The sequence below is a fragment of the Craurococcus roseus genome (assembly GCF_039523795.1).
Lineage (GTDB): Bacteria > Pseudomonadota > Alphaproteobacteria > Acetobacterales > Acetobacteraceae > Craurococcus > Craurococcus roseus.
Map to the genome: position 1 here is coordinate 1 of NZ_BAAAFZ010000068.1, position 15,322 is coordinate 15,322.

General features: G+C 73.0%; 15 protein-coding genes and 1 pseudogene. 9 read left to right on the plus strand and 7 right to left on the minus strand.

The genetic code is table 11. The features are described 5' to 3' along the window. On the plus strand, positions 1 to 353 hold a 353-nt coding region (locus ABD067_RS20555), incomplete at its 5' end, for a Smr/MutS family protein (RefSeq protein WP_343897261.1). Positions 354 to 384: 31 nt separating this feature from the next. On the opposite strand, the gene ABD067_RS20560 is transcribed toward ABD067_RS20555, so the two are convergent. The 6 genes from ABD067_RS20560 to ABD067_RS20585 form a co-directional block, all read right to left on the minus strand. Then, complete coding sequence (locus ABD067_RS20560) at positions 385 to 2,352, minus strand: glycosyltransferase (RefSeq protein ID WP_343897262.1); 1,968 nt, start codon at positions 2,350 to 2,352, stop codon at positions 385 to 387. Positions 2,353 to 2,354: 2 nt separating this feature from the next. Next, a complete protein-coding gene (locus tag ABD067_RS20565) occupies positions 2,355 to 3,566 on the minus strand; it encodes an HlyD family secretion protein (protein ID WP_343897263.1) in 1,212 nt (403 codons plus the stop codon). Continuing rightward, positions 3,563 to 4,768, minus strand: a complete 1,206-nt coding sequence (locus ABD067_RS20570) for a cache domain-containing protein (RefSeq protein WP_343897265.1) — start codon at positions 4,766 to 4,768, stop codon at positions 3,563 to 3,565. The genes ABD067_RS20565 and ABD067_RS20570 overlap by 4 nt, the downstream gene beginning before the upstream one ends. A 113-nt stretch (positions 4,769 to 4,881) precedes the next feature. After that, positions 4,882 to 5,457 (minus strand): hypothetical protein, encoded by a 576-nt coding sequence (locus ABD067_RS20575; protein ID WP_343897266.1) that lies wholly within the window; start codon positions 5,455 to 5,457, stop codon positions 4,882 to 4,884. A 128-nt stretch (positions 5,458 to 5,585) separates the two neighbouring features. Beyond that, the gene (locus ABD067_RS20580; RefSeq protein WP_343897267.1) at positions 5,586 to 6,200 is read right to left on the minus strand and encodes a Maf family protein; all 615 of its coding nucleotides are present in this window, start codon (positions 6,198 to 6,200) and stop codon (positions 5,586 to 5,588) included. After that, on the minus strand, positions 6,197 to 7,111 hold the full coding sequence (locus tag ABD067_RS20585) for a pyruvate, water dikinase regulatory protein (RefSeq protein ID WP_343897268.1): 915 nt from the start codon (positions 7,109 to 7,111) through the stop codon (positions 6,197 to 6,199). Before ABD067_RS20585 ends, ABD067_RS20580 begins: the two co-directional genes overlap by 4 nt. 302 nt (positions 7,112 to 7,413) lie before the next feature. On the opposite strand from ABD067_RS20585, the gene hemE reads away from it, so the two are divergent. The 6 genes from hemE (at position 7,414) to ABD067_RS20615 (ending at position 12,920) form a co-directional block, all read left to right on the plus strand. After that, entirely contained in the window at positions 7,414 to 8,481 is a 1,068-nt protein-coding gene (gene hemE, locus ABD067_RS20590; protein ID WP_343897269.1) for a uroporphyrinogen decarboxylase, read from the plus strand. A gap of 53 nt (positions 8,482 to 8,534) precedes the next feature. Continuing rightward, on the plus strand, positions 8,535 to 9,674 hold the full coding sequence (hemH, locus tag ABD067_RS20595) for a ferrochelatase (RefSeq protein WP_343897270.1): 1,140 nt from the start codon (positions 8,535 to 8,537) through the stop codon (positions 9,672 to 9,674). Next, on the plus strand, positions 9,671 to 10,351 hold the full coding sequence (locus ABD067_RS20600; protein WP_343897272.1) for an HAD family hydrolase: 681 nt from the start codon (positions 9,671 to 9,673) through the stop codon (positions 10,349 to 10,351). Before hemH ends, ABD067_RS20600 begins: the two co-directional genes overlap by 4 nt. After that, a complete protein-coding gene (hemJ, locus tag ABD067_RS20605; protein WP_343897273.1) occupies positions 10,348 to 10,815 on the plus strand; it encodes a protoporphyrinogen oxidase HemJ in 468 nt (155 codons plus the stop codon). The genes ABD067_RS20600 and hemJ overlap by 4 nt, the downstream gene beginning before the upstream one ends. A gap of 283 nt (positions 10,816 to 11,098) precedes the next feature. Further along, a complete protein-coding gene (gene rho, locus ABD067_RS20610; RefSeq protein WP_343897274.1) occupies positions 11,099 to 12,379 on the plus strand; it encodes a transcription termination factor Rho in 1,281 nt (426 codons plus the stop codon). Between the two features lie 34 nt (positions 12,380 to 12,413). Further along, a complete protein-coding gene (locus tag ABD067_RS20615; RefSeq protein WP_343897275.1) occupies positions 12,414 to 12,920 on the plus strand; it encodes a transcriptional regulator in 507 nt (168 codons plus the stop codon). Positions 12,921 to 12,997: 77 nt separating this feature from the next. Here ABD067_RS20615 and ABD067_RS20620 read toward each other — a convergent pair whose 3' ends face one another. After that, entirely contained in the window at positions 12,998 to 13,783 is a 786-nt protein-coding gene (locus tag ABD067_RS20620; RefSeq protein ID WP_343897276.1) for a YwqG family protein, read from the minus strand. 446 nt (positions 13,784 to 14,229) lie between these two features. Between ABD067_RS20620 and ABD067_RS26495 the strand changes: the two are divergent. Both ABD067_RS26495 and ABD067_RS20625 read left to right on the plus strand, forming a co-directional pair. Next, positions 14,230 to 14,619 (plus strand): annotated as a pseudogene (locus ABD067_RS26495) (IS630 family transposase); the annotation flags it as partial. Further along, on the plus strand, positions 14,613 to 15,194 hold the full coding sequence (locus tag ABD067_RS20625) for an IS630 family transposase (RefSeq protein ID WP_408871580.1): 582 nt from the start codon (positions 14,613 to 14,615) through the stop codon (positions 15,192 to 15,194). The pseudogene ABD067_RS26495 and the gene ABD067_RS20625, both read left to right, overlap by 7 nt. The last annotated feature ends 128 nt before the right edge of the window (positions 15,195 to 15,322 follow it).

A 15,322-nucleotide genomic window follows, 5' to 3' on the forward strand; every position in this document is an offset into this window, starting at 1 on the left:
CCTCGGCCGAGCTGCGCGCCGGCGCCGCGCCCGGCGGGCTGGACGCGCGGCGCTGGCGCGACCTGCGGCGCGGCAAGACCCGGCCGGAGCGCGTGCTGGACCTGCACGGGCGGCGCGCGCACGAGGCGCACGGCGCGCTCCGGGGCTTCCTGGCGGAGGCGCACGCGGACGGCGTGCGCTGCGTCGCGGTGGTGACCGGCAAGGGCTCCACGCCGGAGGGCGGGGTGCTGCGGCGGGAGCTGCCGCACTGGTTGAACGCGCCGGACCTCCGCCCGCTGCTGCTCGGCGCGGCGCACCCGCACGCGGCCAACCCGGGCGCGGTGCATCTCCTCCTGCGCCGCCGGCGGGGCTGAACGGGCGGCGCGGCGCCCGCTCCCCCGAGGCTCAGGACCGCGAGGCGCGCGCCAGCAGGCCCGCCACCATGCCGCCCGGGGCCGTCCGCACCGTGCCGGAAGCGCCCTCGCGCGTGTGCAGCTTGGCGAGGATCGCCGCGCGCTGCGCCGGCTCCGGCCGCAGGGCCGCCGCGAAGCCGCCCGCCTCGACGCGCGCCACCTCCGCGGGCACGCGGCCGACGGCGTCGATCTCCACCTCGCATTCCTGGCCGGGCCGCAGCAACGGGCCGCCGCGAAGCCAAGCATCGGCGGGCGTGAGGCGCATCATCCAGGCGGGCACGGCGGCGCCCTCGGCGTGCACCACGGCCCGCTCCGGCCGCAGACGCGCGGCGTCGGAGGCGCGCGGCGGCTCGACGCAGACGGCCATGGCTACGGCGAGCACGGCGAGGTTGTAGAAGGTCCAGAACAGGATCACCCACTTGCCGTCGCCGGCGTCGCGGTCGAACACCACGCCGGTCAGGGGCGAGAAGAACAGCCCCGCGACCGTCAGCGCGAACAGGGCCAGCAGCGGCTTGAGCAGCGGCCATTGCACCACCACCCGGTCCCGGTCGCCGCCCTTGGCCGTGACCTTGAACTTGTGCCCGCGCGGCTTCGCCAGGCCGAGCGCCACGGCCTTGGTGATCTCCTTGGCGCCCAGGACTTGGCTCACGTCGTTCAGGATCGGCACGACCAAGCCGCCGGAGATCCAGTTCAGCGCGACCAGCACCGTGAGCATGTAGGGGACGAAGTACTCTATCACCCCCGCCACCGGCGCGTTCACCACCGTGACGCCGAAGAACCAGTAGGCGAGCGGCGTGACGAGGCAGGCCAGGCGGAACGGGTAGGTCGTCGCCCAGTACAGGAAGGAGTCGACCAGCCCCACGCGGTCGGCGAGGCGCAGCCGGTTGCGCGCGAAGGGGCCCATCGGGCCGCGGATGATCTGCATCAACCCGAGGCACCACCGGCCGCGCTGGGTGATGTATTCGCCCAGGCCCTCCGGGGCGAGGCCCTCGGTCAGCGGCTCGTTGAGGTAGGCGGTGGAGTAGCCCTCCTCGCGCAGCCGCAGCGTGATCAGGTAGTCCTCCGTCACGCTGCCGACCGGGAAGCCGCCGATCGCTTCGAGCGCCGACCACCGCATGACCGAGGAGGTGCCGCAGCAGAAGGCGAGGCCCCACGCGTCCCGGGCGGGCTGGATGTGGTCGAAGAAGAAGCGCTGCTCGTCCGGGTAGGCACGGCCGATCCCGAGGTTGTGCTGGATCGGGTCGGGGTTGAAGAAGTGCTGCGGCGTCTGCACCAAGCCGACCGACGGGTCGTGGAACAGCGCCAGCGCCCGGTCGAGGAAGTCCCGGTGCGGCACGAAGTCGGCGTCGAGCACCGCGACGAAATCGGGCGGCGCCTCCAGGGTCCGCAGCACGCCGAAGGCGGCGTTGATGTTGCCGGCCTTGGCGTGGGCGTTGTCCGCCCGCGTCAGGTAGCGGGCGCCGAGCCGGGCGCAGAGGTGGCGGAGCCAGGGCCGGCGCGCGTCGTCCAGGACCCAGACGCGGGTGTCCGGGTGCCGCACCGCGAGCGCGCCGACGATCGTGCGCTCCAGGATCGCTTCCTCTTCGTTGTAGGTGGCGATCAGGATGTCCACCACCGGCGCGCGGCCGGGGCGCCACCACCCGGCGTGGCGGTCGGCCTCGGGCGCGCGGTCGCGCGTGCGGGACAGGAACAGGAAGGCGAGGCTGGAGGAGGCCACGGTGCCGGCCTCCAGCAGGGCGAAGGACCAGCCGGCGAAGGCGTCGATGGTGAAGCCCAGCGGCGGCACCGTTTCGGAGAAGCGCCACGCCATGTAGCGGACGGACAGGAGGAAGGCGGCGGCGAGCAGCGCCGCGCGCACCAGCGGGTCGCCGCGGCGGCAGAAGGGGAGCACCACCAGCGCCAAGCCGATGGCGAGCGCCGTGGGCGCGAAGGCCGCGGCGTAGTCGCCGAGCAGGAACACCGCTAGCCCACGCCAAGCGCGGCGAGCATCCGGCGCCAGGGGTCGAGCGGCCGGGGGGCGAAGGCGGCGCGGCCGGTGCGCCCCACCGCGCAGCCGAGCTCCGGGTCGGCGGCCAGCGCCGGGAACACCATCGCCACGTCGTAGCGCTTGAGGTGCTCCGCGCTCGGCCCGACGGCGAGGCTGCGGTAGATGGTCTCGGCGCCGGAGCCGGCGAGGCGCGCGACGGTGCCTTCGAAGACGCGGCCGTCGCCCAGCAGGCGGAACCGCGCCGGGTCGCCCACGCTGAGCCGGTTGTAGACCGACTCGCGCACGCTGGCGGTGACGACCGTGGTGGAGCAGTCCACCAGCCGCACCACGTCCTGGGCCCGGCGCACGTATTCGCCGCTGCCCGTCATCACCTCCCACAACATGCCAGGCACGGGCGAGGCGAGGCGCGCCTCGCGGAAGCGCGCGAGCCGCACGCGTTCCTCGTTCACTTGATTTTCGAGCAGCTCGATGCGGCGGTTGCGCTCGCGCACGTCGGCGGAGATCTCGCCCAGGCGCTGGTCTATCTCGCGCAGGCGCTGGGTGGAGGAGGGCGCGTCGTTGTAGGAATCGCCCAGGAACACGCCGCGGCGGGCGGCGTCCAGCTCGATCGTCAGGTAGCGGACGCGGTAGCGCGCCGCTTCCACCTCCTGCGTGCCCACCTCGAAGCCGGAGCGGGCCTTGTTGAAGTCGGCCACCGTCTGCACGCCGCTGCGGCTCAGGTCGTTTGCGCGGCGCAGGGTCGCGTCCGCTTCGCGCAGGCGGGACTGCGTCCCTTCCAGCGCGGCGCCCGCTTCGGCCAGGCGCGCTTCGAGCTGCTGGACGCGGCCGCGCGCGTAGTCGGCCGCCTGCCCTTCCAGCAGCGCGCGGCTGGCGACCAGCGCCTTGGTCAGGTCGAGCAGGCGGGCGAGGTCGGCTTCGGCCATCGCCAGCATGCGGCGGAGGTCGGTGAGGCGCGTCTCGTCGGGCCGCGGGTCCTCCACCCGGCCGATCGGCTCGCCCGGGCCGAGCCGGGCGCCGAGGTTGCGGACCTGCAGCGCGAGTTCGCCGTCCACCGGCGCGCGGACCGTCAGCACCTGCGCGTTGACCACGGCGTTGGCGCTGATGCCGGCCATCTGCTCGCCGACGATGACGTAGGCGCCGCCGGCGGCGAGGAGCAGGCCGGCGGCGAGGGTGGCGGCGCGCTTCACTGGTGGGCGTCCGCCAACGCGGCCGGCGCCGGCCGTTGTTCCGCGTGCCGCCGCGGCAGGGGCTGGGGCGACGCCGCGGCCGACGCGGCGGCGGGCGCGGGGCACGCCGTTAGGGCGCTCTGGATGCGCGCCAGGGCCGCGCCGAGCACCGCGGCCTCGCGGTGCTCGCGGTGCTCGGGCACGGGTTCGTCAAGTTGTCCCGCGGCCATCGCCTCGGCGCTGGCGGCCAAGCGGGACAGCGGCCGCGCGATGGCGCGGGCGAGCAGGGCGCCGGCGGCGAGGAGCAGGAGGCTGACGCCGAGCATGGGGGGCAGGAGCCGCGCGGCCATCTCCCGCGCCGGCGCGTGGGCGACGGCCGAGGGCTGGCGCAGGATCAGGCTCCAACCGAAGCTCGGCATGTTCTTGTGGCCGGGCACGGGCATGGTGACGCTGAGGTGGCGTCCGCCGTCGGGCCACTCCTCTTCCGCGGTGGCCACGACGCCTTGGCCGGCCGCGAGCACGCCGCGCAGGTGCTGGATGCGGGTGCCCTCGACCCCAGGCGGGCCGATGATCACGGTGCCGTCGCGCGACACCAGTAGGATCTCCGCCCGTTCGGGCCGCACCGCCTCGCGGACCAGGTCGCGCACCGCGCTCCATGGGATGTGCGCCCCGATCACGCCGACCACCGCGCCATCCGAGGCGCGCCGCACCGGCTTCGAGAAGTCCAGGATGCGCAGGGGTTCGGAGGAGTCACCCGGCGAGAGGAGGCGTTGCAGCAGCAGCGCCTCGCGCACGTCGCCCGCGAAGGGGCCCTCGAGCCCGCTGCGGAACCAGTCGCGGGCGCTGACGTCCTGCCCTTCGAGCATCCCTTCGGCGGCGGCGGTCACGCGGCCGTTCGGCCCGGCCACGCCGATCCAGGACAGCCGGTCGTCCAGCCTCCTGGCGGTGTCGAGACGGATGCGGAAGACGCTGGTCGGCTCGTCCTCGCGCGACGCCATCGCGGCGAGGCCATCGACCTGCCGCCACGGCGTGTAGAGCGTGCGCGCGAGCCTGGCGCCGGCGTTCTGCCCCGCGGACCGCAGGCCCTCGACCGTGCGCTTGTCGGCGACGGCGCTCGACGCCGAGACGATGAAGGGGAGCGCCGCCACGGTGGGCGCGATCGCGGCGAGCGCGAAGAATCCGACGAGGTAGCCCCGGAGACCGAGGCGAGGGGTCCGACGCACGGCAGTTCACCTCGAAATCTTACGTGCCGAGTTTACTCACACGTTCGTGAATACATTATGTATGGCATGCGTAACATTACGAGGAAACAAAATTCCTGCGCAGGGCGCGTTTTTCAGGCGGGCACCAAAGGCCCGCCGAGCAGCCGCGCCGCGTGCGTCACCTTGCGGCGGCCGTGGCTGCGCGCGGTGAGGGGCGCGGCGGTGTGGTGGTTGTCGTGCAGCACCGCGAAGCCGAAGCCCTGGCTGCGCAGCAGCAGGAAGTGGTCGGTGACGCGCAGCAGGTACCAGCCAGCGGCCAAGCCGTCGCGCACCAGGCGGAGCAGGGTGGGGCGCCTCTCGGGCAGCGCGTGCGGCGCGTGCGCCACGCCGGCGGAGGCGAGCGTCGCCAGGAGGTCGCGCCAATACGCGGTGACGATCGGGCCTTCGGCCGGGTACCACTCCGGCGCGGAGGCGCGCAGCATGGCCGTGGCCTCGGCGTAGCTCCGGCCGGTGGCGAGGGCGAGGGCCGTCGGGCCGCACCAGGGCACCAGCCCGTGGTTTTCGGCGGCGAGGTCCAGATGGCTGCGCGGGCCGCGCGGTGCGGCGGCGGGCGGGAGGTCGAAGAGGAGGCCGATGGGCGGCGCCGCGGCGGCGGCGCGAGTCGTCGCTTGGTCGCCGGCGAAGCCGCCGGGGCCTTCTCGATGATCCATGCTGCCCGTTTCCGTGGAGGCCGCCGGCGCGGCCCTGCGTTGATCACAAATCCGTGATCAAGATCGTGGGAACAGAGGTGGGCGTCAATCGGAAATCCATGCGCCGGCCCCAGACCGAGGCCGCGACGTCACCCCAACAGCACGCCGTGGCCGCGCAGGAAGCCTAACAGCGGCAGCAGCGGCAGGCCGAGCACCGCCGCGTGCTCGCCCCGCACGGCGGCGAAGAGGTGCGCGCCCAGCCCTTCCAACCGGTAGGCGCCGACGGACGAGAGCACCGCGTCGCCCTCCGCTTCCAGGTAGGCGTCGAGGAAGGCGTCGGAGAAGGCGCGCATGGTCAGGCGCGGCGTTTCCACGTGGCCCCACACGCGCTCGCCGCCGCGCCAGCACACCAGCGCCGTCGCCAACTCGTGCGTCTCGCCGCGGAGGGCGAGGAGTTGCGCGCGCGCCGCCGCCCCGTCCGCCGGCTTGTCGAACCACCGGCCGTCGCAGACCAGGATCTGGTCGGCGCCGATCACCAGCGCGTCCTCCCCCGCCCGCCGCGCGACGCGGGCCGCCTTGGCCTCGGCGAGGACGGTCGCCGTCTCGGCCGCCGAGAGGCCCTCGGCGCGCGCGCTCTCCTTGATGGCGGCCTCGTCCACCGCCGCCGCCTCGGCCGTGAACCGCAGGCCCGCCGCCGCCAGCACCGCGCGGCGCGCGGCGGAGGCCGAGGCGAGGACGAGCGGGGGGTCCGGGCGCTGGATCACGCCGAAGGCCCGCCGCCGAAGACCGCCGCAGCGGGGTCAAGGGGCTGCGGCGGCGCCGTGCCGCGCTTCTGGCGCAGGTGCCACGCCTCCATCAGTTGCAGCACCGTCGCCGCCGTTTCCTCGATGGAGCGGCGCGTCACGTCGATCACGGGCCAGCCCATGCGGGTGCAGAGGCGGCGCGCGGCCAGGATCTCGGCCTTCACCGACTCCGGATCGATGTAATCGTTGGTGTCCTGCCGCACGCCTGCGGCGCCGATCAGCCGCAGCCGGTGGCGGCGGATCTCAATCAGCGCGTTGGTTTCGATGGTGAGGCCGACCACGGGGCAGGGCGTCGCTTCCAGTTCCGGCGGCAGCGCCGCGCCGGGCACGATCGGCACGTTGGCCGCCTTGATGCCGCGGTTCGCCAGGTAGAAGCAGGTCGGCGTCTTGCTGCTGCGCGACACGCCGACGAGGCAGACGTCCGCTTCGGCGATGCCGGCCGCGCCCTGGCCGTCGTCGTGCGCGAGCACGTAGTGCATGGCGTCGATGCGGCGGAAGTAGTCGGCGTCCAGCACGTGCTGCGCCGCGCGCTTCTCCCGCGGCTGCGAGCCGAACTGGCCCTGCAACAGGTCCACCACCTGGTCGAGCACGGAAAGGCACGGCACGCCGAGCCGCTCGCAGGTCTCCTCCAGCGCGTGGCGCAGGCTGCGGTCCACGAGGGTGAACAGCACCGGCCCCGGCTCGTGCCGCAACCCTTCCAAAACGCGGTCGAGCTGGAGGCGGGAGCGGATCAGGCTCCAGCGGTGCGGCGCCACCTGCTGGTCCTCGAAGCGCGCCAGGGTCGCGCGCGCGATGGAGTTCAGCGTCTCGCCGGTGCTGTCGGAGACGAGGTGCAGGTTCATGACGCGCTGCTGCGGCGGAGGCTGGGACATGCCGGGGAGAATAGCGTGAGTCGCTGGGGATGCTGGGGAAAACCGCGGGGCCGATCCGTGAGTCGGGGGGAGTCGGGGACGGCGGCCCCGACTCGCGGCACAGCGGAGAAGGCGCCGCCGACTCCGCGGCCCCTGGGGACAATTCGGATTCGGCGCCGCGACTCAGGGGCTTGTCCACCGTTCCTCGCCTGGACGCGCCTGTGGACAACGACCCGGCAGGTTGCTTCCCCGCTATCCACAGGCCCAATTGACCCCCTCAATCCTTCTAAGACTCCTTGTTTGATAGAGAGAGGGCCGGCGCGATGACGAGCGAGACCCCCTGGGACGGCCGGCCGGCCAAGCCCCTGCTGCGCGCCCTCGCCGGCGAGCAGGTGTGGCCGCCGCCGCTCTGGCTGATGCGCCAAGCGGGGCGCTACCTGCCCGAGTACCGCGAGGTGCGCGCGCGGGCGGGCGACTTCGTGACCCTCTGCACCACGCCGGAGATGGCTGCCGAGGTGACGCTGCAACCGATCCGGCGCTACGGCTTCGACGCCGCCATCCTGTTCTCCGACATCCTCATGGTGCCCTGGGCGATGGGCCAGCCGCTGCGATTCGCCGAGGGCGAGGGGCCGGTGCTGGAGCCGGTGCGCGACGCCGCGGCGATCGGCGCCCTCCGGGTCGCGGGCGTGGCGGAAAGGGCGGCGCCCATCATGGAAACGGTGCGGCGGGTGGGGGCCGGGCTGGAGGCGGAGGCGCCGCGGACGGCGCTGATCGGCTTCGCCGGCTCCCCCTTCACCGTCGCCTGCTACATGGTGGAGGGGCGCGGCTCGCGCGATTTCGCCCACCCGCGCGCCATGGCCCACGCCGACCCGGCGCTGTTCGGCCGGCTGATCCGGATGCTGGTGGACGCGACGGCCGAGTACCTCGTGGCCCAGGCGGAGGCCGGCGCCGAGGCGCTGATGCTGTTCGACAGTTGGGCCGGGCTGCTGCCGCCGGCGCAGTTCCGCCGCTGGGTGATCGAGCCGAACGCCGCCTTGGTACGTGTGCTGCGGAAGCGGCTGCCGCCCGAGTTCCCCTTGATCGGCTTTCCCCGGCTCGCCGGGCCGATGCTGGCCGAGTTCGCGCAGCGGACGGGCGTCCAGGCGGTGGGCATGGACACCGCCATGGACCCGCGCTGGGCGGCTTCGGCGGTGCCGGACACCATCGCGCTCCAGGGCAACCTCGACCCGCTGGCGCTCATCGCGGGCGGGCCGGCGCTGGAGGTGGAGGCGCGGGCCATCCTCGGCGCCATGCGCGGCCGGCCCTTCGTGTTCAACCTCGGCCACGGCATCGAAAAGACCACGCCGCCAGAACACGTGTCGGCGCTGGTCCGCGTGGTGCGGAGCGGTTGACCCGGGCCTCCGGGCCCGCATCTATGGCGCGCGATTCGGGAACCATGGACATCATGCGGCGCGTAGCGGTGGTGCTGTTCAACCTCGGCGGGCCGGATTCGCCCGAGGCGGTGCGGCCCTTCCTGGAGAACCTGTTCACGGACCCCGCCATCCTGCGGGTGCCGGGCTTCGTGCGCCCTTGGCTCGGCCGCTTCATCGCGGCCCGGCGGACCAAGGCGGCCTCGGAGAACTACGCCATCCTCGGCGGCCGTTCGCCCTTGCTGGAATTGACGGAGGAGCAGGGCCGGGCGCTGGAAGCGGCGCTGAACGCCGGGACGGGCGCCGCGGACGAGGAGCACCGCTGCTTCGTCGCCATGCGCTACTGGCACCCCTTCAGCGAGGAAGCGGCGCGGGCGGTGCGCGACTGGGGCGCCACGGAGGTCGTCCTGCTGCCGCTCTACCCGCAGTTCTCCACCACCACCACCGGCAGCAGCATGGTGGCCTGGGACGAGGCGGCACGGGCCGTGGGCCTCCGCCTGCCCACGACGACCGTCTGCTGCTGGCACTCGGACGAGGGCTTCGCGGCGGCCACCGCGGCGCTGGTGCGCGAGGCCCGGGACAAGGCGCTGGCGGAACTGCCGGCGGGGGCCGGGCTGCGGGTGCTGTTCTCCGCGCACGGCCTGCCCGAGAGCATCGTCAAGCGCGGCGACCCCTACCAGTGGCAGGTGGAGCGCACGGTGGCTTCCGTGGTGGAGGCGCTGGGCGTCGAGGGGCTGGACCACCAGGTTTGCTACCAGTCCCGGGTCACGCCGCAGCGCTGGATCGGGCCGAGCACGGAAGAGGCGCTGGAAACCGCGGCCGAGGACAAGGTCGCGGTGCTGGTCTGCCCCATCGCCTTCGTGTCCGAGCATTCTGAGACGCTGGTGGAACTGGACGTCGAGTACCGGGAGGCGGCGCACAAGCTCGGCGTGCCGGGCTACTTCCGGGTGCCGACGCAGAACAGCGACGCCGACTTCATCGCTTCCCTGGCCGCGCTGGTGCGGCGGGCGCGTGGCAGCGGCCGCGAGCTGTGCTCCTTCGCCGGGGCGCGGCAGTGCCCGAAGGCCCACGGCGATTGCCCGCACGCCAAGGTCCGCGGCGACGGGAGGCGCCCCCCGGCGGCCCTGGGCGGCAAGGCCGGGACGCCGGCGGCCAAGGTCCGGGAAGCGGCGTGACGGCTCCGGTGCCGCCGCCACGGCCTGCTGCCGTGCTGTTCGACTGCGACGGCGTGCTGGCCGACAGCGAAGGGTTGGTGAACCGGCTGGTGGCGGAGGAGCTGACGGCGCGCGGCTGGCCGATCTCGGCCGAGCAGTGCCGCGAAACCTTCCTCGGCATGGCATTGCCGGCGATGCTGCCGGTGATCGAGGCGCGGGTCGGGCGCCTGCCCGCCCGCTGGCCCGAGATGCTCTCCGTCCGCATCGCCGCCGCCATGTGCCGGGAAGCGGAGCCGGTGCCGGGGGCGCTCGAGGCGGTGCGGGCCGTGGCCGGGGCGGGGCTGCCGGTGGCGGTCGCGTCCAACTCGGCGCGGGCGGAGCTGGACGCGAAGCTCGACCGCTTGGGGCTGGCGGCCTTCTTCGCCGGGCGGGTCTTCTCCTTCGAGGACGTGGCGCGGCCCAAGCCTGCGCCGGACATCTACCTGGCGGCGGCGCTGGCTTGCGGCGCGGCGCCAGGCGACTGCGTGGTGGTGGAGGACAGCCTGCTCGGCGTGCGGGCCGGCGTCCGCGCCGGCTGCCGGGTGCTGGGGCTGACGCGCGAGAGCGACGCTTCGGTGCTGGCCGCCGCCGGCGCGGAGCCTTTCGCCGCGATGGCGGCATTGCCGGAGTTGCTCGGGCTGGCGGCCGTCGCCGGATGACGGTGGAGGCGCTGGCGCCGTTCTACCCTTGGACCAAGTCGCTGCACCTGCTCTCGGTGTTCGCCTGGATGGCGGGGCTGTTCTACCTGCCGCGGCTCTACGTCTACCACACCGCGGCGGCGCCGGGCTCGGAAACCAGCGAGACCTTCAAGGGCATGGAGCGGCGGCTGCTCCGCGCCATCATGAACCCGGCCATGATCGCCGCCTGGGTCTTCGGCCTGGTCCTGGTGCTCACCCCGGGCGTGGTGGACTGGCGGGCCGGGTGGTGGCACGGCAAGGCCGCGGGCTTCCTGGCCATGACCGCCTTCCACATGCACCTGGCGGCGGAGCGGAAGGGCTTCGAGGCCGACAGGCGACAGCGCACCGGGCGCTACTGGCGGGTGGCCAACGAGGCGCCGACGCTCCTGCTGGCGCTGATCGTGGTCATGGTGATCGTGAAGCCCTGGGCCTCCTCCGGCGGGTAGAAGGGGCTTGATCCGGCAGGACCGGACTCCCATCTCCTTCCTTGACGACGTGCCGCCCGATCCCTAGGGTCTGCGGTGCCCCAGGCAGCGGGCCGGTCCTCGGTCGCTGCTCTCTCCTTTCTCCTCCCCCGGTACCCACTCGCCACCGCGCACCGCTCCATCACCGGGCGGCATCGTGGCGGAAGCGGAAGAACCGGAGCGACGCGCGCCGCCATTCCGGCCCGCGGGCCTCGGCACCACCGGGAAGGAGCCAGTTCCCGTTCCCTCCGGACGTCCAAGCGCCATGCACCTTTCAGAACTCAAGGCCAAAAGCCCCGCGGACCTGCTCTCCTTCGCCGAGGAGCTGCAGATCGAGAACGCCTCCTCCCTGCGCAAGCAGGACATCATGTTCGCCATCCTCAAGCAGCTCGCCGAGAACGAGCAGGCGATCTACGGGGAAGGCACGCTGGAGATCCTGTCCGACGGCTTCGGCTTCCTCCGCAGCCCGCAGGCGAATTTCCTGCCGGGGCCGGACGACATCTACGTCTCCCCCGCCCAGGTGCGCCGCTTCGGCCTGCGCACCGGCGACACCGTCGAAGGCCAGATCCGCGCGCCCAAGGACGGCGAGCGCTACTTCGCGCTGCTCAAGGTCAACGCCATCAACTTCGAGCCGCCCGAAGCGCTGCGCCAGCGCATCAACTTCGACAACCTCACGCCGCTCTACCCGAACCGCCGGCTCAAGATGGAGAACCCGGACGCGGAGCAGGCGAGCGGCGGCAAGGGCCCGACCAAGGACTACACCCACCGCGTCATCGACCTGATCGCGCCGATCGGCATGGGCCAGCGCGCGCTGATCGTCTCGCCGCCGCGCACCGGCAAGACGGTGATGCTGCAGAACATCGCCAAGTCCATCACGGCGAACCACCCCGACGTCTTCCTCATGGTGCTGTTGATCGACGAGCGGCCGGAGGAGGTGACGGACATGGCGCGCACCGTGCGCGGCGAGGTGGTGGCCTCCACCTTCGACGAGCCGGCGACGCGGCACGTCCAGGTGACGGAGATGGTGCTGGAGAAGGCCAAGCGCCTGGTCGAGCACAAGCGCGACGTGGTGGTGCTGCTGGACAGCATCACGCGCCTCGGCCGCGCCTACAACTCCGTGGTGCCGTCCTCAGGCAAGGTGCTGACCGGCGGCGTGGACGCCAACGCCCTGCAGCGGCCGAAGCGCTTCTTCGGCGCGGCGCGCAACATCGAGGAGGGCGGCTCGCTCACCATCATCGCCACGGCGCTGATCGACACCGGGTCGCGCATGGACGAGGTGATCTTCGAGGAGTTCAAGGGCACCGGCAACTCGGAGCTGATCCTCGACCGCAAGCTCTCCGACAAGCGCACCTTCCCGGCGATCGACATCACCAAGAGCGGCACCCGCAAGGAGGAGCTGCTGGTGGACCGCGCGACGCTGTCGAAGATGTGGGTGCTGCGCCGCATCCTGAACCCGATGGGAACCCAGGACGCGATGGAGTTCCTGCTGGACAAGCTGAAGTACAGCAAGACCAACCAGGACTTCTTCGACGCGATGAACACCTGACGCGGCCGGGGTCAGGGCCGGCGGGACGCTCCGCGTGGCGTGCCGGCCCTTGGCGGTGTTCCTCGACTTCGAGGCCTCCTCGCTCTCGAAGAAGGGCTTCCCCATCGAGGTGGCCTGGGTGTTCGAGACCGGCGAGGAAGAGTCGCACCTGATCCGCCCGGCCGCCGACTGGACGGACTGGTCCGCGGCGGCGCAAGCCGTCCACCGCATCCCGCGCGAAACGCTCGAACGCGACGGCGAGCCCGCGGCGGAGGCGGCGCGGCGAACGCTCGACGCGCTCTCCGGCCATCGCCTCTACGCCTCGGCGCCGAGCTGGGACGGCCAGTGGCTGTCGCGCCTGCTCCGCGCCGGCGGCCTGCCGCGCCACGCGCTGCGGCTGCGCGACACGGAGGAAGCGCGGGCGGAGGCCGTGGCGGCGGCGCTGGAGGCGGCGGGCGTGGCGCCGGAAGAGCGGGAGCGGATCGCGGGCCCGATCCTCGAAGACGTGCAGCGCCGCGCGAAGGATGCCGAGCCGGCTCATACCACCGAGCCTATGAAGTGACTTTCGCTGTCCAGGCTCACGCGCAGGAACAGCGACGCCTGTCTCGTGCGGATGGCCTCCGCCGACGGCGGCGGTGCCTAGGTGGTCTGGAGCATGAGCCAGACGCGCGAGAAGTCGCGGCGAGCGAGGGCGTCCCGCTTGATCCAAAAGTAGATGACGCCAAGGCCGCTGCCCCACTCCGCGCCCAGCGCGCTTCGGCTCGGTAGCTGGAGGAGGAGCCGCCACGCGCGGGCTTCGCGTTTGGCATTGACGCCCGCCGTGGAGGCGAAATCCTCAGAAGAACCGGCCCCAAAGCCCGACGAAGCGAGTTCGCAGCCCACTTCCATCGCGGACTGGATGCAGTGGGGGTGTCCCCCGATCTGTCCGGAGTAACCGGCCAATTCGTCCCGCTTCCGCGCTTCGGACGCCTCGGCGCGTTCCTCCTCCGTCAGATGCACGCCTTCGAGCCACGGCGACCCCGACAGGTCGTCAGGAACGGTCACCACCGGCTCGAACAGCGCGCGGGCGCTGGGGAGCGCCGGTCGCCCCTGTGACGGCGGCAACGGCGTGAGCCCTGCGGCGTCCTCCAAATGGACGACCTGCGCCGACCCGGCGTCGTGCGGGAAGATGCCCCAGGGCTGCCTTTCGACGTCGTAGAAGAATAGCAGCCTGCCGTGGGCGGGCAGGCCGAGGTTCGTCCGCACCCCGCCCAGCTCACCCAAGTCGATTTGCAGCAGGTGATCCAGCGGACGGCCGTTGTGGCGCGGCCAGTCGAAGCCGGGCGGCACCTCGGGCAGGCCGCCGAAGCGCGACGCGGCCGCGCCGCCGACCGGGCCCTCCAGCGGCGTGAGACGGGCAGCCGGCCACCGCAGGTCGTCCGGCAACGCTCTCACAACGCCTCCGGCCATAGCCCCTCCAGCCTGTCGGACCTGAACGCCTCCGGCCGAACCGAGGGCGCCGGCGCCCAGCGCGAGCAGGACACGTCGATGCACGCCATCTCCCCCCCGCCATGCGGTGCACAGGCCATGGCGGGGCTGATGCGCCCTAAGCGCTCCGTACGGCCACGAAACTACACGCTGGTGTAGTTGCCTGCAATGGTGTGCGCGGTTGGATTTCCGCGTGCCGGTGGATCGATGGAGCGAGACCTTCGCGGGAGGAGACCTGTGGCCCTCTCGTGGGGCCGGCGGGACGGCTCGTGTGGTTTCCTGCCCTTTCGACGACGGTGGAGAGACCGATGGGGGCGGCGCGCGAGATCCGGACCGACTTGGCCAGCCCCGCCCGGCTGCGAGCCTTGGCGCGGCGCGAACGAGGTCCGCGCACGGCGGCGAGGATGCTGGCGATCGCCGCCGCGCTGGAGGGCAGAAGCCGGGCGGAGGCGGCGCGGCTGGCCGGCATGGAGCGCCAGGCGCTGCGGGACGCGGTGGTGCGCTACAACGCCGAAGGCCTGGAAGGGCTGCGCGACCGCCCCAAGCCGGGCCGGCCGCCGGCGCTGACCGAGGCCGAGCAGGCGGTGCTGCTGGACGCCGTCTTCCGCGGGCCCGAGCCGGCGCGGGACGGCTGCGCGGACTGGACCCTGCCGGCCTTGTGCCGCTGGATCGAGCGCCGCTTCCGCAAGCGGCTGCACCCGGCCAGCCTGTCGCGCGTCGTGCGCCGCCTCGACCTGTCCCGGCAGAAGACCCGCCCCCGGCACCCGCAGGCCGACGAACGGGCGAAATCCGCTTTCGCCAAAGGGGGCTCTCGCGGGCCGCGGCGGCGGCCGAGGCCCATCCGGGCGAGCGCGTCGAGGTCTGGTTCATGGACGAGGCCCGCTTCGGCGAGAAGGGCCGCACCGGGCACCGCTGGTGGGTGCGCGGCGAGCGGCCGCGCGGCCTGCGCCAGATCGGCTACGAGTGGGCGTTCCTGTTCGGCGCCGTCCGCCCCGCCACCGGCCAGGGTTTCGCGCTCGTCTTGCCCGAGGTCTCGACCGCGGCCATGCAAGCGTTCCTCGACCGCTTCGCCGCGGCATTGGCGGCGGGCGCGCACGCCGTCCTCGTGCTGGACCGGGCTGGCTGGCACGGCTCCCGCGGCCTCGCCGTGCCGCCCAACGTCACGCTCGTGCCGCTGCCGCCCTACGCCCCGGAGTTGAACCCTGTGGAGCGCGTCTGGCTGTTCCTGCGCGAGAGGTTCCTCTCCCACCGCGTGCTCGACGGTTACGGCGCCATCGTCGCCGCTTGCTGCAAGGCGCGGAACGCGCTGACGCCCGAGCGCCTGCGATCCCTCTGCGCATACCCCTGGATCAGGAAGGTCGCTTTATAGGCTCGGCGGTATCACAGGGCGCTGGACGATGCGCGGCGGGAGCGTGACCTTTGGCTGGACGTGGGGCGCCGGGCTGCAAAGCTGGGCGTTGTACGTCCCCACCGACCAAGCTAGCAGCATCCGCAAAG

Bases quoted from the DNA above. Each gene is read 5' to 3' on its own strand.
- hemE (WP_343897269.1), top strand. From the start codon at position 7,414: ATGACGAGCGAGACCCCCTGGGACGGCCGGCCGGCCAAGCCCCTGCTG.
- rho (WP_343897274.1), top strand. From the start codon at position 11,099: ATGCACCTTTCAGAACTCAAGGCCAAAAGCCCCGCGGACCTGCTCTCC.
- hemJ (WP_343897273.1), top strand. From the start codon at position 10,348: ATGACGGTGGAGGCGCTGGCGCCGTTCTACCCTTGGACCAAGTCGCTG.
- ABD067_RS20575 (WP_343897266.1), bottom strand. From the start codon at position 5,457: ATGGATCATCGAGAAGGCCCCGGCGGCTTCGCCGGCGACCAAGCGACG.
- hemH (WP_343897270.1), top strand. From the start codon at position 8,535: ATGCGGCGCGTAGCGGTGGTGCTGTTCAACCTCGGCGGGCCGGATTCG.
- ABD067_RS20585 (WP_343897268.1), bottom strand. From the start codon at position 7,111: ATGTCCCAGCCTCCGCCGCAGCAGCGCGTCATGAACCTGCACCTCGTC.